Raw genomic sequence first — 23,902 nt, 5'->3', positions numbered from 1 at the left:
CGCACGTTTCCATCGTTAACCAGGGAGCCCGGTTGTGACAGAGTATCAGCGCATTGCCATTGCAGTTGTCTGTTCTCTGTTGTGGCTCCTATGGGTTGTCTTCCTGGTTGTGCGGCAGCGCCGTGTACAAAACGCTGCCCGCCGGCAGCAGCATACGCAGGCAGCGGGCGGCGTGCTGATTGCTTTTGCCAGTCAAAGCGGTACCGCCGCCTCGCTGGCACATCAGAGTGCGGCGCATATCGGGGCCTCGCAACCGGTCACGGTATTACCCCTGAGTCAGGTGTCTTCACAGACATTGCAAACGGTGCACAAAGCACTGTTCGTCGTCGCTACCTATGGTGAAGGAGAGGCGCCGGATAACGGTCGGCGTTTCGCGCGCAATTATCTGAGTGGTGCAGGTAGTGACGCCGTCACATTGGATCTCTCCCACCTTTCCTATTCTGTCGTCGCCCTGGGCGACAGCACCTACGAGCGCTTCTGTGCCTTCGGTCAGTTATTGTTTGACGGTATGGCGCAGCTCGGTGCTAAAGCGCTGGAGCCCCTGCATAAGGTCGACGGGGCCCGCGAAGATACCAGCGGCGTTGCCAGTGTCATGCCCACCTGGTTCCGCCCGTTGCAACCCGCTGAGTCGACGACGGAAAGTTCCGTCAGTCAGCCTGTTATCTGGTGGCGCCTGTCCGAGCGCACGTTGCTGAACTCCGGCAGCCCCGGTGCACCTCTGTTTGCATTGACTCTGCGGGCAGTCAACGACTGGCCCATGTGGCGCGCGGGCGATGTATTGGAGGTGCAGCCACGGCATCCACGTGAGGTTGTAGTGGCGTGGCTGGCCCTGCACCAGCTGGAAGCGACCGAGTGGATCGCTCTTGGCGGGCGCGGTCAGACACTGCAGGCCTGGTTGCGCGACCGTGTTTTGCCAAATGCCGACTTTGACCGGGAAAAACTGCTGCGAGGGGATTTCTCGGAATTTCCTCTGCTGCCTGTGCGGGAATATTCCGTTGCCTCCAGCTGTGAGGAGAAAGCGCTCAAGCTGATCGTGCGGCAGCAGTTTCGTGAGGGTGGTCAGCTCGGGCTCGGTTCTGGCTGGCTCACGGAGCACTGCGAGTCCGGCGAACTGTTTGCGGGTAGGCTGCGACAAAACAGCAACTGCCACACCCCGGATCATAGCCGGCCGATGGTATTGATCGGTGCCGGCAGCGGGCTGGCAGGATTGCGCGCACAACTGGCGGAGCGCGCCGCCCGGCCAAATTCTGGCCCGGTGTGGTTGGTTTACGGCGAGCGTTGCCCGGAAGCCGACCGGCCCCTGGCCAGGGAAATAGACAACTGGCTGAAGCAGGGCACCCTCACGCGCTGCGACCGGGTTTTTTCTCGCGGGAAAACAGAGCAGCCCCGCTATGTGCAGGAGTTTCTTGCCACCCAGCAGGATGCCCTGCACGCATTTGTCGCTCGCGGTGCGGATATCTATGTCTGCGGCAATCGCAGCGGTATGGGTGTTGGCGTCCACCGGGTGCTTAATCAGCTGTTGGGTGAAGCAGAAGTATCGTCCATGCTGGACGCAGGCCACTACCGTCGGGACCTCTACTGAGCTGGACTTGCCCGGAAAAATCCTGTTGAGTAATGGTTGCTGGAGCGGTTATCCAGACCATCAATCAAAAGGAGACGGGAATGTGTGATGAACTGAATACGAAAGATGCCGAGGCCTACTTCCTCAAAAAAGGCAGCGGTGCCGGGGTGAGTCGGCGCGGCTTTGGGAGAATCGGCGTGGGCACCGCACTCTTTGCCATGTTGCCCTGGCGCGCGTCCGCGAACAGTGGAATCAAGGTGGTGGAAAGTGAAGTCACAGTGCCGACCCCCGACGGTGAGGCCGACGCCTACTTTGTACACCCCGCTGAAGGGCGCCACCCGGCGGTAATTCTGTGGCCGGATATTTTCGGCATGCGTCCGGCCTTTCGCCAGATGGGCAAGCGCCTGGCAGAGTCTGGTTATTCCGTACTGGTGGTGAACCCCTACTACCGCACCATGAAAGGTCAGCTGATCCCGGACGATGCAAAAATCATCGGCCCGGAACTGCGCAAGCAGGTGTTCCCGAAAGGCCGCGAACTCGCCGGCACCCTCTCCCCGCAAACCTGCGTTACCGACGGCAAAGCCTTTATTGAATGGCTGGATAAACAGGCGTCGGTAGACCCGGCGAAAAAAGCAGGCACCGCCGGTTACTGCATGACTGGCTCCTACACCTTTCGCCTGGCTGCGGCAATGCCCGAGCGCTTTGGCGCTGGTGCTTCCTTCCACGGCGGTAGCCTGGTGACCGATAAGAGCGACAGTCCTCATCGCCTGATCCCCAAAATCAAAGCCGGCTTCCTGGTGGCGATTGCGGAAAATGACGACGAGCGTCAGCCTGAGGCGAAAGACGAATTGCGCAACGCCTTCAAGGCTGCCGACCTGGATGCCGCCGTAGAAGTCTACGAAGGCGCCATGCACGGCTGGTGCCCGCCGGATTCCATGGCTTATAACCAGGCCCAAGCGGAGCGCGCCTGGAGCGAAATGCTGGCCTTGTTCAAGCAGCGCATGAGCTAATCTCGATAGTTGTACATCTAAGCCGTACACCGAATTTGTACGGTGAACAGGAAAGGCGGAACCGAGGGAGGCAGGGAATGTTGCGAAGACTGTTGGTTGTCTGGATCGGACTGTTGATCAGTGCGGGCGCATCGGCGGACAAGCCCACCTTTGCGATCGCCATCCACGGCGGTGCCGGTACCATCGAAAAGTCGGCGATGACACCAGAAAAGGAACGGGCCTATCGCGCCAAACTGGATGAAGCCATTAACGCGGGATACCAGGTACTGGAAAAGGGCGGTTCCAGCCTGGATGCGATCGTCGCCGCCATCAACATCATGGAAGATTCCCCCTTGTTCAATGCTGGCAAGGGTGCGGTGTATACCTATGGCGGCACCCATGAGCTGGACGCCTCGATCATGGATGGCCGCAACCGCGAGGCGGGGGCCGTGGCAGGCGTAAAACACATCGCCAACCCCATCAATCTCGCGCGCATGGTAATGGAAGACTCCCCGTTTGTGATGCTGGCGGGGCAGGGAGCGGAAGACTTTGCCAAAAGCCGCGGTGTACCCATGGTGGATAACAAAACCTTCGATACCGAGCAGCGGCGCAAGCAGCTGGACAAAGCGAGAGAAAAGCTCGACAGGAAAAACCAGCAGGACAAGGATTACCAGGCCTCGGTCGAGGCGCTGCCGGAGCCTTTCCGTATGGGTACCGTGGGTGCAGTGGCGCTGGACAAGCGGGGCAACTTGGCTGCGGGCACCTCCACCGGTGGTATGACCGCCAAGCGCTACGGCCGTATTGGCGATTCCCCGATTATTGGCGCCGGCACCTTTGCCGACAACCAATCCTGTGCCGTTTCAGCCACGGGCCACGGCGAATACTTTATCCGCTATAACGTGGCTGCAGATATCTGTACCCGCGTTGCCTACCAGGATAAGTCCGTGGCGCAAGCGGCGGATGAGGTGATCAACAAGGTGCTGTTGCCGGTTGGTGGCACAGGTGGAGTAATCGCGCTGGATGCCGAAGGCCATATCGCGCTCATCTTCAATACCAAGGGCATGTACCGGGCCAGCCGCCGTAGCGGCGAGGCAGCGGAGATCGCCATCTTCAGGGACGAATAAAACATTGCATGAAGTGCGCGGCGACACACCTGGAAAGTTGGCGCCCCCGGCAGGACTCGAACCTGCAGTCCGGACTTAGGAGGTCCGTGGTTTATCCTGTTAACCGACGGGGGCCATCGGAAGGGCGCTCATTCTAACCACTGTCGCTGCGGCTGTCATGGCCCGATCTCTACCGACTCTGACCGCGGCTTTTTCGTTGCCCATCTCACCTGAAGTGCGAAGTGCTTCCACTCCCTCTGATCAATTGTCACCAAGGGTAACGCCAAGGTTGTCATGGTTACCAGAATCCACCGGAGAATCGTCGGGAAATCCGGGATCATTTCAATAAAAATTTTGAGGAAAATTGTCGCGATTTGGTAACAAATTGCCGGTATTTTTGCGCCAGCTGCGGGCTGTAAAGGAGAGGCTTTGCCTGACGTCCGGCTGTGTACCGGGCGTCGGTGTAACCCCGTAAAAAAACTTGTTTCCGCAGTGTAAAAGGTGCTTGACCGGTGAAGTCTGTGCTGGCTAATCTGCGATTGCACGACAAAAACAGACAAAGTGTTTCTGCCTTGGCAGATCGAGATTATGGAGTTTTCTATGAGCGGCAACGTTATCGAAAATGACATGGATTTTGATGAGAGCGATTCCTCAGTGGCCGAGGAGCTACTGTATACGCCTCAGAACCCAAGAGATGCTCGCCGGATGGTCGAAGACCGGCTGGAGGAGATGCGTCTCAGGCGGGAGCTGTTGGATTATCAGTACGAGTTCTAGGCCGGCGGGCATCGACAGGCCTGTTGACACCGACCGGGGGTTTATCCGGGTTTATCATTAAGAAATACTGCCCGACTCCCATGTGCATTGTGCTACATGGCTCGCGGCAGGCCCCACAAAAAGGGTGCCTTGGGCACCCTTTTTCATTGGTCAGATCATTGCCGGTTCGGGCGAGCGGGGCGCTCGGCTCGTCCCGTCGCCAGTTTGCACACTCCCCGGAGGGGTGTATATTGGAACGCAATCGTCAGGAAAGGGAAGGAAAAGGGACCTTCAGATGGTAGTTTCCGACAGGTTTGAAAGCAGGGTGACTTCGGCAGTGTCCGAAGGTGGTGATACGCTGGTTATCCGCGTTGCGGGTAATTTTGATTTCAATATACACCGGGAATTCCAGCGGGCGTATCGCAATGTGATGCCGCCGCCCAGGACCTTTCTGGTTGATCTCTCCGAAACCGACCACCTGGACAGCGCGGCGCTGGGGATGCTGCTGTTGTTGCGGGATTACTGTGTGGAGTCCGGCGGGGAAGGTGCCCAGCCCGCGGTTGAACTGATGAATGCCAACGCGCATGTCTCCCACATCCTCTCGGTCTCCAATTTCGATCGCATTTTCAGCATCCGCTGAAGATCCTCCATCCCTGATGCCTGCCTTCCGAGTCCTGATTGTCGAAAGCGATGCCGGCGAACTGGGTGAGCTGCGGCAGTTGATCCACAACTCGGAATACACCAGTTCTACCGGCTGTGTGCTTCCGACCTCCATCCACGCGGTTCCGTCCGTAGACATGGCCGTGGGCGCGTACGACGAATTTCATCCCAATCTGGTGATTTTTGGACCCGTTGCCGCCAACAACACCGTCGCTGACGAGATTCGGCAGTTGCGGCAAAGCGGCGGCGTCGAGCTGGTGCCGATCCTGTTCGTGCAGGACCTGACCGGCGAAGCGCCTCCACCGGCCCCACCAACCATTTGCGATGATATTCTCACCAAGCCGTACAGCCCGCCGCTGGTGCAGCTTAAGCTGGCGTCTATCCGCCGCTTCTGTGAATTCAGCCGTTCATTGATGGCGCAGCGGGACCGCCTGCGGCGGCATCATGCGGACTTTCTACAGGAGCAGGCGAACGCGCGTGAGATTTTCGGCAATCTGGGCAATGAAAGTTGCCTGGATGACACCCCGGCAATCCGTTACCACCTGTCTCCGCGGGCGGTACTGAACGGGGACCTGCTCGCCGCCACCCATACCCCGGATGGAAAACTGGTGCTGATGCTGGGGGATTTTGCTGGCCACGGCCTCGCCGCCGCGGTGGGTGCGGTACCGCTTACTTCCATCTTTTATTCCATGATGCCCCGGGGTTTTTCCATGAGCCGGGTGCTGCGGGAAATCAATCGCAAACTTTACGATATCCTGCCGCGGCAGATGTTCTGCTGCCTGGTGATGCTGGAGCTGGACCCGCGTCGCAACCACCTGCGTATTCTCAATGCAGGGATGCCGAGCCCCTGTCTGAAACGCACCAATGGCGAACTGCATATGCTGGAGTCGCGCCACTTGCCGTTCGGTGTGCTGTCCTCTGATCAGGTTGATACCTCGATCGTCAATGTGCGCGTGATGCCGGGGGACCGTTTGTATCTTTGGAGTGACGGTATTCACGAGGCGCGCAACAGTCAGGGGGAGCACTTTGGTGAGAGCCGCCTGATCAACTTGTTGCGCGAGGACGGCGACGAGGGCTTCCAGGCGTTCGACCAGATTCTGGTAGCGGTCAATGCCCACGCGGCGGAACAGCATGACGATCTGTCGCTGGTGGAGCTGGATCTCACTCATGCCTCCCTGCGCAAAAGTGGTTGCCTGGCAGTGGATCACGGAGGGAGCCGCAAAGGGGGGCGGGTCGGTGACTGGTCTATGCAGTTGCACCTGTCGCAGCAGGAGCTGCGCACGACGGACCCATTACCACATCTATTGGGCGTATTGGCGCAGATGCCCGGAGCCGTGCGCTTTCAGGAAGATCTGGCGATTGCGCTGGGCGAACTGTTCCGCAATGCGCTGGAGCACGGGGTGCTGGAGTTGGACTCGTCCATCAAGGCCACGGATGACGGCTTTGTACGCTATTACGACCTGATGGCGGAGCGCCGCGGTCAGTTGACCGAGGGTTGGGTGCGAATCTCCCTCAGCTGTAGGGAGGGGGAAGCAGGAGGCGAGCTGACTCTGGAGGTGGAAGACAGCGGCGTTGGTTTCCCTGAAGTGCGCGAGCACACCGGGGTCTACGCAGGGCGGGGGCTCAATTTGCTCCACACGATATGTGACGAGGTGCACTACCACCCCGGTAGTAGCCGTGTGGAGGCGACTATTCGCTGGAATGGTGCTGCGGAGCAACACAGTGCAAGTGAATCCTCCGGGAAGGCCATGCAAAACCCGCCACTCCCGGTATAATGCCGGCTAGTTTTTCATCAACTGCGGTGGGCGATGGTGTCTGCACAATCTGGTACAGCAACAGACTCGGCGCCAGGGCTTGCCCTGAGTGCGCGCGGGCTCACCTGTGAGCGGGACGGCAGAATCCTGTTTGAGGGGCTCGAGTTTGCACTGAGCGTCGGAGCTGCACTGCAGATTGAAGGCGCCAACGGTGCCGGCAAGAGTACGCTTATCCGTACGCTGATTGGCACTGCCTCCGATTACCAGGGCCATATTCTGTGGCGGGGCGTGCCCCTGCCCAAATCTCTCCCATCACTGCGTGAATCACTGCTGTATATCGGTCACAACGCCGGTGTCCGGCGCGGCCTGACCCCGCTGGAAAACCTGGCGTGGTACGGCGCCAGCCACACCGACGCCCTGGTAGCGCTGGATGCGGTGGGGTTGTACGGATTTGAAGATGTGCTGTGCCAACAGCTATCCGCCGGCCAGACCCGACGCGTTGCGTTGGCGCGTCTGTACCTGCCTGAAACCCCGTCACTGTGGATTCTTGATGAACCTCTGGCCGCACTGGATGTGGCCGGTGTCGCAAGCCTGGAGACCCAGATGACCCGGCACTTGCAACGCGGGGGCAGTGTGTTACTGACTTCTCACCAGCCGGTGACCATTGCTCCACTGGCGAAGATCAATCTGGCCGACTTTCAGGCCAGCGCGCATGATTCCCTGGAGCACTCCTATGCGGGTTGACTCTCTGGCGTCCTCCCCTGGCGCGGCGGAATCGGGGGCGACCGGTTCCGTACGTCCCCCTGGTTTTTACACCCTGTTCCGTACGGAATTCATCCTGGCGGTGCGACGCCGTTCGGATATCGTCAATCCGCTGCTGTTTTTTGTTACCGTGCTGGCGATGATGCCACTGGGGATTGGCCCTGATCCGGAAATGCTCGCGCGCATGGCCGGGGGCCTGATCTGGGTGATGGCGCTGCTGGCGACCCTGCTGTCTCAGGAATCGCTGTTTCGTGGGGATTATGAAGACGGATCCCTGGAGCAGCTGGCGTTGCAGACGCAGCCACTCTATTTCTCGGTACTGGCAAAAGTGCTGGTGCACTGGTTGGTGACCGGCCTGCCACTGGCCGTGTTGTCTCCTTTATTGGGCATGATGCTGAACCTTGGCGAAGCGGGGTACTGGCCGCTGTTTATGTCCCTGGCGCTGGGGACCGCGAGTCTCAGTCTGATTGGTGCCGTGGGCGCCGCATTGACGGTGGCACTAAGGCGGCCCGGTTTGTTGTTGGCGTTGATAATTATGCCGCTTTATGTGCCCGTGTTAATCTTCGGCACCGGAGCGGTGCAAGCGGCACTGGATGGGTACGGATACGGCCCACAAATGGCGATTCTTGGTGCCATTCTGGCTGCAGCGGCCGCATTGGCGCCGCTGGCGGCGGCAGGCGCCATCCGTATCAGTCTCGAAAACTGACCCTTCCACGTACCTTTCGTAACAGCAGTACGGCAAATGGGTGAGAGAAGGGCATAGGAGTACTTATTTTGTCCTGGCAATGGTTTCACAGATTGGGCTCACCGCGCTGGTTTTATCAGAAAACCAGCGGTTGGCTGCCGTGGCTGGGCGCTGCCAGTTTGCTACTGCTTGCGGTAGGTATGGCCTGGGGTCTGGGTTTTGCCCCGCAGGATTCCAAGCAGGGCAACAGCTACCGCATCATCTATATCCATGTGCCCGCGGCCTTTCTCGCTCTGGCGGGCTACTACATCATGGCGATCTGCGGGGCCGTCGGCCTGATCTGGAAGATGAAACTGTCCTTCGTGGTCATGCGTGCGGCGGCCCCCATTGGCGCAGCGCTGACCTTTATTGCACTCTTTACCGGTGCCGTGTGGGGTAAGCCCACCTGGGGCGCCTACTGGGTGTGGGATGCTCGCATCACTTCCATGCTGATCCTGTTTTTCCTGTATCTCGGTGTGATGGCCCTGTCTGGCGCCTTCGCGCGGGAGCAGTCCGGCGATAAGGCCAGTGCACTCTTGGCACTGGTGGGCACGGTCAATATCCCGATCATCTACAAATCTGTCGACTGGTGGTTCACCCTGCACCAGCCCGCTACCCTGAAACTGACCCAGGCCAGCACCATCGATCCCAGTATGTTTTATCCACTGATCACCATGATCGCCGGCTTCTATCTGTTCTACGCCTGGGTACTTATCCTGCACACGCGCAGTCTGGTCTTGCAAAGAGAGTGGCGTACCCAGTGGGTGCGCGAACTGTTGGAAAAGCCTGCCCCCGCGGCCAGAGCCTGAGGAGGCAATATGCAGTTCCAGTTTGAAAATTTTGCCAGTTTCCTCACCATGAATGGGCACGGCCCTTATGTGTGGGCCGCCTATGGTGTGGCTGTGATGGTTCTGGTTGCGCTGGTTGTGGCTCCACTTTTGCGCCAGAAAAAACTGCGCAAGGAGTTCTCTCGGCAGCTGCGCCAGGAAGAGGCCCGCCACCGTGCGGCGGCGCAGCGCAAAGCGCAATCCGAACCGGCGGCCACCGCCTGAAGCGCACGCGTAACTGATACCGTTTTTAATCGATTGATAACAGGTCAACCATGCACCCAGCCCGTAAACAACGCTTGATCCTGGTGGTACTCCTGGTGGCACTTTCCAGTGTCGCCGTAGGGTTCATCACCTACGCGATGCGCTCCAATATGGACTATTTTTATGCGCCCAGCGCGTTTGTCGCAGGTGAAGTACCATTTGAAAAACGCATCCGTGCGGGTGGCTGCGTGGTGCCGGGCAGTATCGTGCGCGATGGCGATTCCCTCGATGTGCGGTTTGCATTGACGGATGGCGAGGCCGAGCTGGAAGTGGTGTTTAACAAGATCCTTCCGGACCTCTTTGCCGAAGGCGAGGCCGCGGTAGTGACCGGTCAATTGCAGCAAGATGGCTACGTGCGCGCGGATCAGGTACTGGCCAAACACGATGAATCCTACACCCCGCCGGAAGTCGCAGAGACCATGGTCGGCAAGGCAGACTGCCACGGAGATGCCAAGATATGACACCTGAACTGGGTCACTTTGCCCTGATTGTTGGTCTGCTGTTGTCGGTAGCGCTGTCTGTGGTGCCGCTGGCTGGCACCTACACCGGCCGCGTTCTCTGGATGGATACCGCGCGCCCTCTGTCCATGGGGGTGCTCACCTTTACCGCAGTCTCCTTTGCCTGCCTGGTGGTCGCATTCGTAAACAGCGATTTCTCCGTTGCGTATGTTGCGCAGAACTCCAACAGCATCCTGCCAATGGCCTACAAGGTCACCGCCGTATGGGGCGGCCACGAAGGCTCGGTATTACTCTGGTTGCTGATGCTGGCGGGATGGACCTCGGCGGTTGCGCTGTTCAGCCGGCAGCTGCCGGATGTACTGGTTGCTCGAGTGCTGTCCGTGATGGGCATGCTGCTGATCGGTTTCTTCCTGTTTATCCTGCTGACTTCCAATCCGTTCGACCGCATCCTCCCGTTTCCGCCCGGTGATGGCAGCGACCTGAACCCGCTGCTGCAGGACCCGGGCATGATCATTCACCCACCATTGCTCTACATGGGTTATGTGGGTTTCGCCGTTGCTTTTGCATTTGCCATCGCCGCCTTGCTGGAAGGGCGTCTCGACAGCGCCTGGGCTCGCTGGGCGCGGCCGTGGACAGCGATCGCCTGGTCTTTCCTGACCCTGGGTATCGCATTGGGAAGCTGGTGGGCCTATTACGAATTGGGCTGGGGCGGCTGGTGGTTCTGGGATCCGGTGGAAAACGCCTCCTTTATGCCGTGGCTGGTGGGAACGGCGCTGCTGCACTCGCTGGCGGTGACCGAGAAGCGTGGACTCTTCCGCAGCTGGACTATTTTGCTGTCGATCTTTGCGTTCAGCCTCAGCCTGCTGGGTACCTTCCTGGTGCGCTCCGGTGTGCTGACCTCCGTGCACGCCTTCGCTACAGATCCGCTGCGCGGTGGATTTATCCTCGCATTCCTGGGAGTGGTTGTGGGCCTGTCGCTGTTGCTGTTTGCTCTGCGTGCACCGACCGTCAGTGCCGGCAGCGTCTTCTCAGCAAAATCCCGCGAAACCTTCCTGCTCAGCAACAATATCGTGTTGATGCTGATCATGGGTGTAGTGATTACCGGTACCCTTTACCCGCTGCTGGCGGATGCGCTTGACCTTGGCAAAATCAGTGTGGGCCCGCCGTTCTTCAATATGTTCTTTGTGCCGCTGATGCTGGTATTGAGCCTGTTGCTGGGCCTCGGCATTCACGCTAACTGGAAAGATAGCCAGACGAGCAAGCTGCTGAAAGCCTGGGGATTGCCGGCGCTGGTGGCCGCCATTGCTGCGCCCATCGTTACCCTGCTTGCCGGGGACTTTCACTGGGGTGCAATGCTCGGCGTGTTTGCGGGGCTCTGGGTCGTCGCTTCGAGCGCGGCCGATATTCTGGCCAAATCCCGCAATGCCGATACCCGCTGGGCGGGGCTGAAGCGGCAGCGCGCGAGCTACTACGGAATGCACCTGGGGCATATCGGCCTCGCTGTTTCCATTCTGGGCGTGGCGCTGACCACGGTGTATAGCATTGAGCGAGACCTGCGGATGTCGCCCGGGCAGAGTGCCGAAGTGTCTGGTTACGAATTTACCTTTGAAGGTGTGCGTCAGGTTCGGGGGCCCAATTACCAGGCGTCTGAAGGCGTGCTGATGGTGCGCCAGGGTGGGCAACTGGTGGCCGAGTTGCGCCCGCAGAAGCGCAGCTATTTTTCCGGCGGCAATATCATGACCGAAGCGGCGATCGACACCAGCATCTTCCGCGACCTGTATGTCGCCCTGGGTGATCCCATGGACAAAGAAAATCTCAGCGGAGATTGGGCGGTGCGCCTGCAGTACAAGGCGTTTGTCATCTGGATCTGGCTGGGCTCGGCGCTTATGGCACTGGGTGGGGTAATTGCAGTGGCGGACAAGCGCTACCGCAAAGTAAAAGCAGTGCGACTGCAAAAAGCGGTCGCAACCCCCGGCGATGGCTCACTGGCCGGGACCTGATCCCGGCCGGCCGGGAAGCTTGTCTTCCCCCGGATTGAAGCTGGATTGATTTAGAAGGATTGCTAACCTTGATGGCCAGGTTGAAACTGTTTCTTCCCTTGATTATTTTCGCCGCGCTGGCACTGCTGTTCTGGCGCGGCCTTTCGTTGAACCCACAGGATATGCCGTCTGCACTGGTTAACAAGCCGGTACCCGAATTTGCGCTGTTGGATGTGGAATCCAACCGTGAGCTGAAAAAATCCGACCTGCCGAAAAAGCCGCTGCTGCTGAACGTGTGGGCTACCTGGTGTATCTCCTGCCGGGTGGAGCATCCGTATCTCAATGACCTGGCGGCCGGGGGCGTGCCGATCGTTGGCATCAACCTGAAAGACGATAATGAGGCCGCGCAAAAGTGGCTGGAAAAATTCCACAACCCCTATCTGTTTTCGGTTTCTGATGTAGAGGGGCGCCTGGCAATGGATCTCGGTGTTTTTGGCGCACCGGAGACGTTTCTGGTCGATGCTGGCGGAACCATCCGCTGCAAACACGTCGGTGTAGTAGACGACAAAGTGTGGCAGACCAAACTACAACCCCTCTACGAACGTTTACAGAGCCAGGAATGGGACGCGTTTTCCGGTGAGTTATCAGATTCCCTGCTCGCCCGTTGTCACTGAAACGGAAGAAAAAAAGAGCCGCTTTATCTGCTGGCTGGGGCCAGTAACCGATAAAGCGGCTTTTTTGCGTGAGCTCGACAGCATCCGTGCCCGTTACCCGGACGCGTCCCACCATTGCACCGCGCTGGTCATCGGCAGCCCCGCCAACCCCGAGGTAATGCAGTCCGATGACGACGGTGAGCCCGGCGGCAGTGCAGGGCGCCCCATGCTCGAGCTGCTGCTGAAGCAGGAGGTAGGTAATGTGGGCGCCATTGTCACGCGCTATTTCGGCGGAACCAAGCTGGGTGTCGGCGGATTGATGCGGGCTTACCGGGGTGCAGTGGGGGCTGCGCTGCAGTCGGTGGCGCTGGAGATTCACGTGCCGTTGTTGAGCCAGAATATCGGTTGCGATTTCGCGGGCGAATCCCGCGTCCGTTTTCTTGTTTCTCAGTACGGTGGTGTCTGTGGCGACGTGCATTACAGCGAGCGGGTACGCGTAGACGTCGAGTTGCCTGCGGATCAATGGTCCGCCCTGCGGGAAAAACTGGTTTCTGAGGGTTTTACCTTTGACGATGTTCCGGGCTACCCGGAGCCCGGTTGCCACTGACTGGTTTGCCATACCGGTTGTCCTCCTTGTCGATTCACTCTTCCACCGTTCAAAGCGGTTAGCGCAAATTCGCCGGTGTGTCTGGCACGCCCGTGCAGGCTATGTCGCTTGTGAAGATCTCTGTTGGCAATACTGAAAATTCCTGGCGCAGGACCCCTCCATCGTGTTGACAGCGTTGTCACCTGCTGGGTAGTTTGACAGCGCTGTCGATCAAAAGCCGACAACACAGCCATCAGCGCACCTTTTATCCAGGGCTGCGTACGCCGATGGAAGGTGCCGGCGCCCGTTGTGGCGCTGGCTCTGCAACCGCAGTGGTACCGCGGCGGGGTGTGGGGCGCTGGGCCTCGCTTCCGAGTCTCCCGGTTTCATTCTCGTTTGTGATCGCTATTCCCCCCTTTTTTATCTCTCCGCTTTCTACCCGGTGATGTCCCATCAGGACGACACGTGAGTTTCCCCTTCTGGTACGGCCTTGCGCCTTGCCGCCACAACGACTTTTCGACTCGGAGAAGATACATGGGAAAAATAACAATAAGAGCCATTTTGCACGCCGGCGTATTGGGCTTCAGCCTGGTGGGCAGCGGGTTCGCAACCGCCTACGACTGTTCCACTACGCCGGAATATATCGACGGCGAAAGCTATGGCACGGGTGCCGAGGTGCGCAGTGGAGAAAATGCGTACCGGTGTGAGGTTGGTGGCTGGTGCAGCCAGGGCGGTGCCTATGCACCCGAATCCGGGTGGGCCTGGGCAAATGCGTGGTCTGGCCTCGGGGCTTGCGATGCCCCCGGGTCCAGCAGCAGCTCAAGTAGTTCGAGTTCCGGTAGCTCGAGCTCAAGCAGTTCGGGTTCCGGTAGCGGTAGTTCCAGCTCGGGCTCCAGTTCGGGTTCCGGCAGCTCGTCCGGGGGTGGTGATTGCCCTGTTTACGTTGCCGGAGATACCTATACCTCGGGCGCTGTGGTTGCCCATGGCAGCGGATTTTACCGCTGTGATGTAGCCGGTTGGTGCTCATCTGGAAATGGTGCCTATGAACCGGGTATCGGCTGGGCCTGGGAGCACGCGTGGAGCGCAAGTAGTGCGGCAGCCTGTGCAGGCGGGAGCAGTAGCGGCGGAAGCAGCAGTGGTGGTGGTTCGGTACCGGACGTCTATTTCTGTGCAGTGGAATGGCAGACTGGCACCCTGTACACGCAGGGAACCATTGTTGCTTATCAGGGAATTGCCTACCGCGCGCTGGTGGATACCCATTCCATTGCGCCCGATAACACCGCCTATCCCGGTCAGTGGGAAACAGCCGGTTACCCCGATGATGCGCTTTGTCCGGTGCCGATTCCCAATGACATCGATTACGGCGAAGCGCAGCCGGTGGAAGGTAATCTGAATGCCGGGGTGGTGAATCCAACCGGCGCGATTGGCAGTGCGCGCATCGCTGCATCCCAATCCGCTTTGGCGGGGAATCAAGGTGGCGTCGATCCCGCCACGGATAACGGGGGAGATCACGGCGGGCTGGATGTCGACAACGGTGCGCGCGGCTCAAAGCTGGTTCCGGGTAACCTGCCCCTGCATCACAACACCTACGACCTGAGTGCGGGGACGGAGATCGTAACTTATATCGGTGACTGGGCCATTTACGGCCGCCGCTATGATTTCACCAAGCTTCCGGCATCCAATCTGGATCGCATCGTCTACGGGTTTGCCGGTATCTGTTACCCGGATGCGAAAAACGAGCAGGATGGTGGCTTCCCAACCTCCGCCCCGGCAGCGGTAATGCGCACCTGTAACCAGAGTGCATTGCCTGACGGTGCCATGGCAGTGGCCGATTTCGAGGCGGCCTTCCTGCGGGATGTGGGGGTTGCACCCAACGGGGTGGTTGGTACCGAGAGTATGTACGCGCTGGATAAAGACAAGGTCGGTGGCGTGTTCGGTGTGCTGTACCAGTTGCGGGAGCAAAACCCGCAGTTGAAGCTGGATCTATCCATTGGTGGCTGGACGCTGTCAGAGGGATTCCCGTGGATGGCGCACGATCCAGAGCGCCGCAAAGTCTTTGTCGATTCCGTAGTCCACTTTCTGGAGCGATACGATTTCGATGGGGTGGACATCGACTGGGAATACCCGGGCAGCGATGGCGCTGTAGTGGGTATGGCTCGTGAAGACGATGGCGAAAACTACGCAATCTTGATTCGCGAGCTGCGCGCTGGCATGGACTGGCTGAGCGAAAAAACGGGTAAGCCTTATCGTCTCTCGTCGGCGATCCCCGCGGGCCTCGGTCGTCTGGAAAAAATCGACTGGTCTCAGGTGCACCCATATATGGACCGCCTCTATGCCATGACCTATGACCTGACCGGCGCCTGGGAGCGGGAGCTCTCTCACCATACCCCGCTGTACATCAACCCGATGGCCGTCGGATCGTCAGCCGGTACATCGGCGAACTGGACGCTGAACTACCTGCGCAGCCTTGGCGTGCCAGCCAATAAACTGATGATCGGTGCCGCTAACTACCACCGCTCGAAGGCCACCAACCCGGGGGATGTTTCTGAGTACACCTACGGTCTGACCGGAACCAGTAGTTATGGCGATGGCAACTGGAGTGGGGCAGATCTCATCCTCGGTGTTGCTGGTCTCGGCTCCTGGGAGGCGGGTGTCATTGAGGGGTATGACCTGTACCAGAATTATCTGGACCGCAATATGGCGCCGCGCAATGGCTTCTGGCTGTATACGGATAAGGAGGCGAATGCGGATTACCTCTATAACGACAGTATCGGTGCCTTTATTTCCGTAGAGACCCCGCGCACGGTTGCGCTCAAGGCCCAGTATGCGAAAGACAACGGCCTGGCCGGGATCTTTTTCTGGATGGCGGAGCAGGACAATGGTTACAACCTGAACACCGTCAACCACGTTCTTGGTAATGCGCGGACCGGGAACAGTGCCGACGCCGATCCTGCGGATCAGATACCGGTATGCGGGCGCAACATTACCGAGTCGGAGTGTGAGGCCCTGATCGCACCGCTGCGGTAATTGCCGTTGAACATTTCACTACGCGGAAGTGGTGGCCCAGGTTATCGGGCCACCCCTGTTCACGCTTAAAAATAAATATAAAGGTGATCGAATGAAATACATTATAAGTGTGGCGGCTCATCGCTACCTGTTTGGTTTTCTGGCCTCGATCCTCAGTGGGGCCGCATTCGCAGTGGACTGCACTGGTCTCGCGGACTGGGATAGTGGCAGCGCTTACCATGGCGGTGCTCGGGTTCAGCATCAGGTTGCCGCCTATCAGGCGAACTGGTGGAACCAGGGCAAGAATCCTGCGCAGTTTTCTGGCCAGTGGCAGGAGTGGACGGCACTCGGCGCCTGCGATGACGGTGGCTCATCGTCCTCATCTTCCAGCTCTTCATCCAGTTCCTCCTCAAGCTCCTCCTCGAGCTCATCATCCAGCAGTTCTTCCTCGTCCAGCTCTTCTTCTGGTGGCAGTACCTGTAGCTCGCCGCAGTATGTTGCGGGTGCCAGTTACAGCGCGGGTCAGCGGGTACAGAATATTGGCAAAGAATATATATGCGATGTGGCCGGTTGGTGTTCGTCGGAATCTGGCTGGGCGTATGCGCCGGGGGAGGGGGCCTATTGGGATCACGCATGGACGCTGGCAGCCAGTTGCGGGTCGTCCTCGAGTAGTTCTTCATCTGGTTCGTCCAGCGGCTCTACTTCCAGTTCTTCTGGCGGCTCCAGCGGCAGCAATAGTAGCCGCCTGATTTCCGGCTACTGGCACAACTTTGATAACGGCTCCGGCGTCATCCCTATTGGTGAGGTGTCCGATGCGTTTGACGCAATCAATGTTTCCTTTGCCGAACCCACCGGAGCTGCGCCGGGGGAAATTGGTTTTGTTCTGGATCCACTGTTTAACGAGCAGGACTTTATCGCTGGTATTCAGGCCAAGCAGGCCGCCGGTAAAAAAATCATCATCAGTATCGGTGGCGCTAATGGTCAGGTACGCCTGGAAAGCCCGGCCGCGCGGGATAATTTTGTCGCTTCCATGATTGAGATTATCGACCGTTACGGATTCGATGGGCTGGACGTGGACTTTGAAGGGCACTCTTTGGAACTGGATGCAGGCGATGCAGATTTCCGTAATCCGACGACACCGGTCATTGTGCACCTGATCGAAGCTCTGCAGGCGCTGACATCGCATTACGGTGAAGACTTTATGCTCACCATGGCTCCGGAAACGTTTTTTGTGCAACTGGGCTACAGCTTTTACGGTGGGTCCTGTTCCGGCTGTGATCGCCGTGCGGGTGCGTACCTTCCGGTGATTCACGCGATGCGTGATCAGCTCGACTGGCTGCAGGTGCAGCACTACAACTCGGGCTCAATTATCGGTCTGGACGATCAGTATCACAGTATGGGTGTGGCGGATTTTCATATCGCCATGGCGGATATGGTTTTAACCGGGTTTAACATCGGTGGAAATCCAGATTACTACTTTCCACCATTGCGTCAGGATCAGGTACTAATTGGCTTGCCCGCGAATGTAAACGCCGGAGGCGGATTTACATCGGTCAGTGAGGTGCACGCGGCATTGAACTGTCTTGTGAAGCTGGAGGGCTGCACCACTTATACGCCGCATACCGCTACCGGCTGGACGGGGCTGGGTGGCTTGATGACCTGGTCGATCAACTGGGATAAATTCAATAACTTCGAGTTCTCGACCGAGCACCGAGCTTTTCTGGATGACCTCTAAAGAACACTGAAGCCCGTTAACAGAAAATGCCTGCGCTCCGGTGCGGGCTTTTCTGGCGGTGGTGTGCACCTGATGGTGTGAATCCGGGAGAGAAACACATACAAAAAAGGCCCACACTTTCGTGTGAGCCTTTTCTGTATATGGCGGACCGGACGGGACTCGAACCCGCGACCTCCGGCGTGACAGGCCGGCATTCTAACCAACTGAACTACCGGTCCGCATTCCTGATCTTCCTTTGAAAAATCTGCCAAGCAGATGAAAGGAGTGGTGGGTGGTACAGGGGTCGAACCTGTGACCTACGCCTTGTAAGGGCGCCGCTCTACCAACTGAGCTAACCACCCCGCGTCAGGAGCTGCGTATAGTAATGATATTTTTTTGGGCGTCAACGCTTTTTGAAATTTTTTTGTGATTCAAAGAGTTAAGCCCACTATTGGGCTTTGGAAGGCGGTTGCGGTGGGTGCCGGCAAAGCGTGTCGGGGCGTCATTGCGCTGCTATAATCCGCGCAGTTTCCGCCGGAGAAATTCAGTGCCGATTAAATTCTACAGAACACCGCTGTTGCTTGTGCTGACCTTATTGGTCGCTGTGGTCATGCCCTTTTCTTCCGCCCGCGCTTCGGTGGAGGTGGAGAAATTGTCCAGCCCCGAGCTGCAGGCGCGCTACCAGGTGCTGATTGAAGAAATGCGCTGCCCAAAATGTCAGAACCAGAATCTAGCCGGTTCCGACTCAATGGTGGCCACGGACCTGCGCCGTGAAATCCGGCGGTTGCTGGAAGAAGGCTTCAGCGATCAGGAAATTAACGAGTATATGGTGGCACGCTACGGCGACTTCGTATTGTACCGTCCGCCGCTGCAGCGCAATACCGTCGCTCTTTGGGTCGCCCCGGGAATATTTGCCGCGCTGGGGCTTTTGACTCTGATCGTGATCGTGGCGCGCTCGCGCAGTGGTCGCGGTAACCGGCAGGATGACGAGACGGACCAGTTGAGTGTGGAAGAGCAGCAGCGTCTGGCGCAGTTGCTGAGCAGTAGCGAACAGGGTGGAAGTAAACACAATGATTGATCTCTGGTTGATTCTGGCGCTGCTGCTGTTGCCGCTGGCTGCATTTATTGCCTGGCCCATGTTCCGGACCAGGCGCCAGAGGCAAGAAGAAAGCCCCGGCAAAGACAGTGCGCAGGCGGTGCTCTATCGCGAACATCTTGCGGAGCTCGAGGTCTCTCGTGCCAGTGGCGCGGTGGATGACGCCCAGTATGCGTCGCTGAAGACCGAACTGGGGCGCAAGCTGCTGGCGGAAGAGGGTAAGGCTTACCAGCTTTCGGCGGCCCGCACTGGTGGTCGCGGGCTGCTGTTTGCCTTGGCGTTTGCCGTGCCATTCGCTGCGGTGGGTCTGTATTTCTATTGGGGTGCGTACGACGACCTGGCTCTGTACCGGGATATCGCCAGCAGCCACTCCGGTGCATCTGACATGGTGGTGGAAGCACGTATTACCCAGCAGCTGCAGGAGCGGGCGAGAACCCATCCCCAGGATCTGTCCAGCCGCTATGCGCTGGCTCAGCGCCTGCTGGTGAGCAACGATATTCAGGGCGCCGTCACTCAGTACCGCTATATCGTGGCGCACGAACCGGAAGCGGCGAACGTGCGTGCGGAGATGGCTCAGGCGCTGTTTTTTGCCAATGGGTCAAAAATGTCGCAGGAGGTGTTGAGTGAAGTCAGTCAGGTGCTGGACGTCCAGCCCAACAACACCACGGCGCTCGGCCTCGCCGGTATTGCTGCGTTCGATCGCGAAGACTTCAGTGGTGCAAAATCCTTCTGGCAGCGCGCGTTGGCGCAGCTGACGCCGGGTAGTAACGCTGCGCAGGCGCTGGCCGCAGGTGTGGCTCGTGCCGAGCAGGCCATGGCGGAGTCGGGCGGTCAGGTGGCGGTGGCTGATGCGCCATCAAGCGAGTCTGAGCCGGCAGCGGAACAGCGAGGACAGGGCGAAGTGACCGGTGAGGCGGGCGCAGCCAACCGTATCGTAGTGAACGTCACGCTCGCCGATACTGTTCAGTCATCACCGGATACCCCGGTGTTTATCTACGCCCGCACTGCCGATAGCCCCATGCCGCTGGCGATCGTTCGTCTGAGCGCGGCGGACCTGCCTGCGGAAGTGGTGCTGGATGAATCCCGCGCGATGATGCCCGGCCGCAGCCTCAAAACTGTCGATGAGGTGCAGGTAGTGGCACGGCTGGCGATTGGCGGCAATGCTCGCCCCGCGCCGGGCGACTGGCAGGGTGAGATCAAAACGCTGCCCCGCGCCGACTGGGGTAAGCCTCTGCAAATTCTGATCGACCAGAAAATCTAACCAATCTGCCCGCGACCGGCCCGTGGCCCTTCCCCTTTGGTGGGGAGTGAGTTGGGAGCGGGGCGGTCAAAAATAGCGCTGAAACCGCGCCCGCAGCCATGTACAATCGGCGGTTTGCAAAGACAAATCGGCGATCTGGCGGCGTGACGGCCGGGTCCCTCCTGAGATTACAACGAAGAGCGCGCGGCGGCGGTGAATGTGACCGTACGGGCGACGGGTATTACCGAGTTTCAAGACCATGCGTTTGAAGTGCATCAAGCTGGCCGGGTTCAAGTCTTTTGTCGACCCGACCACCGTCTACTTCCCCTCCAACCTAAGCGCCGTGGTCGGCCCCAACGGTTGTGGTAAATCCAACACCATCGACGCGGTGCGCTGGGTGATGGGTGAATCCTCCGCGAAGAACCTCCGCGGCGACTCCATGACGGACGTCATTTTCAATGGCTCCAGCGGGCGCAAGCCAGTAGGGCAGGCCTCCATCGAACTGGTATTCGACAACTCCGAGGGCAAGTTGACCGGGGAGTACGCTGCGTTCAGCGAAATCTCCGTCAAACGTAAGGTGACCCGCGAATCGCAGAACAATTATTACCTCAACGGTGAAAAGTGCCGTCGCCGGGATGTGACTGACCTGTTCCTGGGTACCGGCCTCGGTCCGCGCAGCTATGCGATCATCGAGCAGGGGATGATCTCCAAGCTGATCGAAGCCAAGCCGGAAGAGCTGCGGGTGTTTATCGAGGAAGCGGCGGGTATCTCCAAGTACAAGGAGCGCCGCCGCGACACCGAAAACCGCATGCGCCGCACCCACGAAAACCTGGAGCGTCTCACCGATATCCGCGACGAGCTGGACCGCCAGTTGTCGCGCCTCGAGCGTCAGTCTGCGGCAGCGGAAAAATACAGCCGTTTCAAAGATGAAGAGCGCACCCACAAGGCCCACCTGCAGGCCCTGAAATACAAAGACCTGGACGATCAGGCCAAGGCCAAGCAGCAGCAGATCGGCGAGCTGGAGCTCACTGTGGAAGAGCTGGTTACGCGCCAGGTGAGTTGCGATACCGGCATCGAAGAGCAGCGCGTGGCCTACCACGACCTGTCCGATGCGTTTAACGAAGTACAGGGCCGTTTCTATTCTGTTGGTGCGGATATCGCGCGCCTGGAGCAGAGCATCTCTCACGCCCGTGAGCGCAACACCCAGCTACAGACGGATTATTCCCGCACCGAACAGGAATACAACGAGTCTCAGTCACTGCTGGCGGCGGATCAGGGCAAGGCCGTCGAGTTCGAGGCGGAGCTTGAAGTCATCGTGCCGGATCTCGAGATGGTTCAGGCTGCCGAAGAAGAGTCCGCGCAGACGCTGCTCACCGCTGAAGACCAGATGCGTGAATGGCAGAACGAGTGGGACCAATTCAACCAGGGGGCATCCGGATCCCGCCAGAAGGCCGAAGTCCAGCAGTCCCGCATTCAGCACCTCGAAACATCCACCCAGCGCCTGCAAGACCGCATCAGCAAGCTGCAGAGCGAGCGAGAAAGCCTGTCTGGCTCCGAAGATGACAGCGAGCTGGAACAGCAGAACGAAGAGCTGGCCGAGCTGGAAATGCAGCTGACGGAGCTGCGTGAGTCCATTTCCGAGCAGGTGGAGCAACTTTCTGAACTGCGCCGCCGGGAAACCGATATTGCGTCAGAGCTGGACAAAGAGCGTCTACAGCTCCAGACCAGCCGAGGCCGTCAGGCATCCCTGGAAGCGTTACAGCAGGCTGCTATGGGGCAGGGCAAGTCGGTCGCGAACTGGCTGGAGCAGCAGAACCTGCAAGACCGCCCGCGCCTTGCAGAGCAGATCCGCGCCCAATCTGGCTGGGAAACCGCCGTGGAAACGGTACTGGGCGCCCAGCTTCAGGCCGTGTGTATTGAGCAGATTGAGTCTCTGCAGGAATCCCTCGCGAGTTTTAACGGTGGTCAGGCTGTTTTTGTGGACGGCCAGAATGTTACCGCGTCGGCAACTGGCGGCCTGCCCAAACTGGCGGACGTGGTTGAGGGGCCTGGATCCCTGGTCGGCCTGATCGATGGTATCTACACCGCCGAAGACCTTACTTCGGCTTTGGCCCAGCGCGCTCAATTGCGCGCGGGAGAATCCATAGTGACCCGCGATGGTCTGTGGATTGGCGCCAACTGGCTGCGCGTCAGCCGCGGTGCTGACGCGGAAGCCGGTGTGCTCGCGCGCAAGCAGGAGCTGGAAAGTCTGGAAGAGTCCCTGGAGGCGTGCGAAGCGCGCATCGAGGAACTCTCTGAGCAGCGTCAGCAACTGCGCACCCGCGCCGGCGAGCTGGAGTCCGGTATTGAACAGGCCCGCAACAATGCGGAACAGCTGAACCGTCGTACCGGCGACCTGCGCAGCCAACTTTCTGCACAGCGTGCGCGCCAGGAGCAGATGGACGAGCGCCGTCGTCGCATTGAAGCGGAAATCAGCGAAGTGAAAGAACAGAAGGAGATGGAAGCTGAAGCCATTTCCGAAGCGCGCATGGAGCTGCAGGAAGCAGTAGAGGCCATGAGCGACGACACCGATCAGCGCGAGACCCTGCTGGCCCGCCGCGAAGAGTTGCGCGAGGCACTGGACACAGCGCGTCAGCGCGCCCGTGAAGACAAAGACCGCGCCCATGAGTTGGCCATGCGCGAACAGTCCGTGCGCACCCAGAAAGTCTCCCTTGAACGCACATTGCAAGTGCTGCGCGAGCAGGTTGAACGCCTGCAGGAGCGGCGCGAGCAATTGAAGTTGCAAATGGAAGAGGCTCAGGATCCATCCCAGGACTTCCAGGCGGAACTCGAAGACAAACTCGCCCAGCGTATTGAAGTGGAAAACGAACTGGGTGAAGCGCGCAAAAAACTCGAAGAAGTGGAGTCCAGCCTGCGCAATCAAGAGCAGGATCGGCACAAGGCGGAGTCCGCACTACAGGGCGTGCGTGCACAGCTTGAACAGCAGCGACTGGTCGCCCAGACCCTGGAAACCCAGCGCAATGGTCTGGTCGAGCAATTGCAGGAAGCCGATCACGATCTCGAGTTGCTGCTGGAGGAACTCCCTGAAGAGTTGACGATCGAAGCAGTACAGCAGGATATCGAACTGGTAGCGGCACGGATCTCCCGTCTCGGCCCCATCAACCTGGCGGCCATCGACGAGTACAAGCAGGAGTCCGAGCGTAAAAACTACCTCGATCGTCAGTACGACGACCTGACCGATGCGCTGGAAACCCTGGAAAATGCCATCCGCCGCATCGACAAGGAAACCCGCACTCGCTTCAAGGAGACCTTCGACCAGGTTAATACCGGTTTGCAGGAGCTGTTCCCGAAAGTGTTCGGCGGTGGTCACGCGTATCTGGAATTGACCGGGGATGACCTGCTGGATACAGGTATCGCGATCATGGCGCGCCCGCCGGGCAAGCGAAACAGCACTATCCACCTGTTGTCCGGTGGGGAAAAAGCACTCACTGCGATCGCGCTGGTATTTTCCATCTTCCGTCTCAACCCGGCACCTTTCTGTATGCTGGATGAGGTAGACGCCCCGCTGGACGATGCCAACGTGGGCCGCTATGCGCGCATGGTGAAAGAAATGTCCGAACACGTGCAGTTCATCTACATTACCCATAACAAGATTGCCATGGAGATGGCCGACCAGTTGCTGGGTGTGACCATGCATGAGCCGGGTGTATCCCGTCTGGTATCGGTGGATGTGGAAGAGGCCGCGGAACTGGCGTCTGCGTAACGGGCTCAGG

19 protein-coding genes and 3 tRNA genes are annotated in these 23,902 nt (G+C 58.9%); 19 read left to right on the top strand and 3 right to left on the bottom strand.

Annotated elements, in window-relative coordinates; translation table 11 throughout:
- The first annotated feature begins 34 nt into the window (after positions 1-34).
- The 3 genes from Q1A74_RS06115 (at position 35) to Q1A74_RS06105 (ending at position 3,674) form a co-directional block, all read left to right on the top strand.
- Positions 35-1,582, top strand: a complete 1,548-nt coding sequence (locus Q1A74_RS06115) for an NADPH cytochrome P450 oxidoreductase family protein (protein WP_299593555.1) — start codon at positions 35-37, stop codon at positions 1,580-1,582.
- An 80-nt stretch (positions 1,583-1,662) separates the two neighbouring features.
- Positions 1,663-2,571, top strand: coding sequence for a dienelactone hydrolase family protein (locus Q1A74_RS06110; RefSeq protein WP_299593552.1), 909 nt, complete (start codon positions 1,663-1,665; stop codon positions 2,569-2,571).
- A 77-nt stretch (positions 2,572-2,648) separates the two neighbouring features.
- Complete coding sequence (locus Q1A74_RS06105) at positions 2,649-3,674, top strand: isoaspartyl peptidase/L-asparaginase family protein (protein ID WP_299593549.1); 1,026 nt, start codon at positions 2,649-2,651, stop codon at positions 3,672-3,674.
- Positions 3,675-3,712: 38 nt separating this feature from the next.
- Here the strand turns inward: Q1A74_RS06105 and Q1A74_RS06100 are convergent.
- Positions 3,713-3,788, bottom strand: a tRNA-Arg gene (locus tag Q1A74_RS06100).
- 465 nt (positions 3,789-4,253) lie between these two features.
- Here Q1A74_RS06100 and Q1A74_RS06095 point away from each other — a divergent pair.
- From Q1A74_RS06095 to Q1A74_RS06035, 13 genes are all read left to right on the top strand, one after another.
- Entirely contained in the window at positions 4,254-4,427 is a 174-nt protein-coding gene (locus Q1A74_RS06095; RefSeq protein ID WP_299593546.1) for a PA3496 family putative envelope integrity protein, read from the top strand.
- 274 nt (positions 4,428-4,701) lie between these two features.
- Positions 4,702-5,046 carry an STAS domain-containing protein gene (locus Q1A74_RS06090; protein WP_299593543.1) on the top strand — a complete coding sequence of 115 codons (345 nt, stop codon included), beginning with the start codon at positions 4,702-4,704 and terminating at the stop codon, positions 5,044-5,046.
- A 16-nt stretch (positions 5,047-5,062) separates the two neighbouring features.
- Positions 5,063-6,841: an ATP-binding SpoIIE family protein phosphatase gene (locus Q1A74_RS06085; RefSeq protein ID WP_299593540.1), complete on the top strand. Its 1,779-nt coding sequence runs from the start codon at positions 5,063-5,065 to the stop codon at positions 6,839-6,841.
- Positions 6,842-6,877: 36 nt separating this feature from the next.
- The gene (ccmA, locus tag Q1A74_RS06080; RefSeq protein ID WP_299593537.1) at positions 6,878-7,564 is read left to right on the top strand and encodes a cytochrome c biogenesis heme-transporting ATPase CcmA; all 687 of its coding nucleotides are present in this window, start codon (positions 6,878-6,880) and stop codon (positions 7,562-7,564) included.
- Positions 7,554-8,288, top strand: coding sequence for a heme exporter protein CcmB (ccmB, locus tag Q1A74_RS06075; protein WP_299593534.1), 735 nt, complete (start codon positions 7,554-7,556; stop codon positions 8,286-8,288). The genes ccmA and ccmB overlap by 11 nt, the downstream gene beginning before the upstream one ends.
- A gap of 68 nt (positions 8,289-8,356) precedes the next feature.
- Complete coding sequence (locus tag Q1A74_RS06070) at positions 8,357-9,115, top strand: heme ABC transporter permease (RefSeq protein WP_299593531.1); 759 nt, start codon at positions 8,357-8,359, stop codon at positions 9,113-9,115.
- Between the two features lie 9 nt (positions 9,116-9,124).
- Positions 9,125-9,358, top strand: coding sequence for a heme exporter protein CcmD (ccmD, locus tag Q1A74_RS06065; RefSeq protein ID WP_299593528.1), 234 nt, complete (start codon positions 9,125-9,127; stop codon positions 9,356-9,358).
- 50 nt (positions 9,359-9,408) lie between these two features.
- Positions 9,409-9,858 carry a cytochrome c maturation protein CcmE gene (locus Q1A74_RS06060; RefSeq protein WP_299593525.1) on the top strand — a complete coding sequence of 150 codons (450 nt, stop codon included), beginning with the start codon at positions 9,409-9,411 and terminating at the stop codon, positions 9,856-9,858.
- Complete coding sequence (locus Q1A74_RS06055; protein WP_299593522.1) at positions 9,855-11,855, top strand: heme lyase CcmF/NrfE family subunit; 2,001 nt, start codon at positions 9,855-9,857, stop codon at positions 11,853-11,855. Before Q1A74_RS06060 ends, Q1A74_RS06055 begins: the two co-directional genes overlap by 4 nt.
- A gap of 71 nt (positions 11,856-11,926) precedes the next feature.
- Positions 11,927-12,508 carry a DsbE family thiol:disulfide interchange protein gene (locus tag Q1A74_RS06050; protein ID WP_299593519.1) on the top strand — a complete coding sequence of 194 codons (582 nt, stop codon included), beginning with the start codon at positions 11,927-11,929 and terminating at the stop codon, positions 12,506-12,508.
- Positions 12,471-13,094 carry a YigZ family protein gene (locus Q1A74_RS06045; protein ID WP_299593516.1) on the top strand — a complete coding sequence of 208 codons (624 nt, stop codon included), beginning with the start codon at positions 12,471-12,473 and terminating at the stop codon, positions 13,092-13,094. Before Q1A74_RS06050 ends, Q1A74_RS06045 begins: the two co-directional genes overlap by 38 nt.
- 513 nt (positions 13,095-13,607) lie before the next feature.
- Positions 13,608-16,100, top strand: a complete 2,493-nt coding sequence (locus tag Q1A74_RS06040) for a glycosyl hydrolase family 18 protein (protein WP_299593511.1) — start codon at positions 13,608-13,610, stop codon at positions 16,098-16,100.
- Positions 16,101-16,191: 91 nt separating this feature from the next.
- Complete coding sequence (locus Q1A74_RS06035; protein ID WP_299593508.1) at positions 16,192-17,814, top strand: glycosyl hydrolase family 18 protein; 1,623 nt, start codon at positions 16,192-16,194, stop codon at positions 17,812-17,814.
- A 141-nt stretch (positions 17,815-17,955) separates the two neighbouring features.
- Here Q1A74_RS06035 and Q1A74_RS06030 read toward each other — a convergent pair.
- Both Q1A74_RS06030 and Q1A74_RS06025 read right to left on the bottom strand, forming a co-directional pair.
- Positions 17,956-18,032: transfer RNA gene (locus Q1A74_RS06030), tRNA-Asp, on the bottom strand.
- A gap of 47 nt (positions 18,033-18,079) precedes the next feature.
- Positions 18,080-18,155 (bottom strand) — tRNA-Val (locus Q1A74_RS06025).
- Between the two features lie 185 nt (positions 18,156-18,340).
- Here Q1A74_RS06025 and Q1A74_RS06020 point away from each other — a divergent pair.
- From Q1A74_RS06020 to smc, 3 genes are all read left to right on the top strand, one after another.
- Positions 18,341-18,871 carry a cytochrome c-type biogenesis protein gene (locus Q1A74_RS06020; protein ID WP_299593505.1) on the top strand — a complete coding sequence of 177 codons (531 nt, stop codon included), beginning with the start codon at positions 18,341-18,343 and terminating at the stop codon, positions 18,869-18,871.
- The gene (ccmI, locus tag Q1A74_RS06015; protein ID WP_299593502.1) at positions 18,864-20,150 is read left to right on the top strand and encodes a c-type cytochrome biogenesis protein CcmI; all 1,287 of its coding nucleotides are present in this window, start codon (positions 18,864-18,866) and stop codon (positions 20,148-20,150) included. The genes Q1A74_RS06020 and ccmI overlap by 8 nt, the downstream gene beginning before the upstream one ends.
- Before the next feature lie 238 nt (positions 20,151-20,388).
- On the top strand, positions 20,389-23,892 hold the full coding sequence (smc, locus tag Q1A74_RS06010) for a chromosome segregation protein SMC (protein ID WP_299593499.1): 3,504 nt from the start codon (positions 20,389-20,391) through the stop codon (positions 23,890-23,892).
- Positions 23,893-23,902 lie beyond the last annotated feature (10 nt).

Source organism: uncultured Microbulbifer sp. (assembly GCF_947504145.1).
Taxonomy (GTDB): Bacteria; Pseudomonadota; Gammaproteobacteria; order Pseudomonadales; family Cellvibrionaceae; genus Microbulbifer.
Note: the sequence above shows the minus strand (reverse complement) of the source record. Positions and strands in the feature narration are given on the sequence as shown.

Excerpts from the sequence above, each read along its gene's own strand:
- Q1A74_RS06110 (WP_299593552.1), top strand. The coding sequence starts at position 1,663 with ATGTGTGATGAACTGAATACGAAAGATGCCGAGGCCTACTTCCTCAAA.
- Q1A74_RS06105 (WP_299593549.1), top strand. The coding sequence starts at position 2,649 with ATGTTGCGAAGACTGTTGGTTGTCTGGATCGGACTGTTGATCAGTGCG.
- Q1A74_RS06095 (WP_299593546.1), top strand. The coding sequence starts at position 4,254 with ATGAGCGGCAACGTTATCGAAAATGACATGGATTTTGATGAGAGCGAT.
- Q1A74_RS06090 (WP_299593543.1), top strand. The coding sequence starts at position 4,702 with ATGGTAGTTTCCGACAGGTTTGAAAGCAGGGTGACTTCGGCAGTGTCC.
- Q1A74_RS06085 (WP_299593540.1), top strand. The coding sequence starts at position 5,063 with ATGCCTGCCTTCCGAGTCCTGATTGTCGAAAGCGATGCCGGCGAACTG.
- ccmB (WP_299593534.1), top strand. The coding sequence starts at position 7,554 with ATGCGGGTTGACTCTCTGGCGTCCTCCCCTGGCGCGGCGGAATCGGGG.
- ccmD (WP_299593528.1), top strand. The coding sequence starts at position 9,125 with ATGCAGTTCCAGTTTGAAAATTTTGCCAGTTTCCTCACCATGAATGGG.
- Q1A74_RS06060 (WP_299593525.1), top strand. The coding sequence starts at position 9,409 with ATGCACCCAGCCCGTAAACAACGCTTGATCCTGGTGGTACTCCTGGTG.
- Q1A74_RS06055 (WP_299593522.1), top strand. The coding sequence starts at position 9,855 with ATGACACCTGAACTGGGTCACTTTGCCCTGATTGTTGGTCTGCTGTTG.
- Q1A74_RS06050 (WP_299593519.1), top strand. The coding sequence starts at position 11,927 with ATGGCCAGGTTGAAACTGTTTCTTCCCTTGATTATTTTCGCCGCGCTG.
- Q1A74_RS06040 (WP_299593511.1), top strand. The coding sequence starts at position 13,608 with ATGGGAAAAATAACAATAAGAGCCATTTTGCACGCCGGCGTATTGGGC.
- Q1A74_RS06035 (WP_299593508.1), top strand. The coding sequence starts at position 16,192 with ATGAAATACATTATAAGTGTGGCGGCTCATCGCTACCTGTTTGGTTTT.
- ccmI (WP_299593502.1), top strand. The coding sequence starts at position 18,864 with ATGATTGATCTCTGGTTGATTCTGGCGCTGCTGCTGTTGCCGCTGGCT.
- smc (WP_299593499.1), top strand. The coding sequence starts at position 20,389 with ATGCGTTTGAAGTGCATCAAGCTGGCCGGGTTCAAGTCTTTTGTCGAC.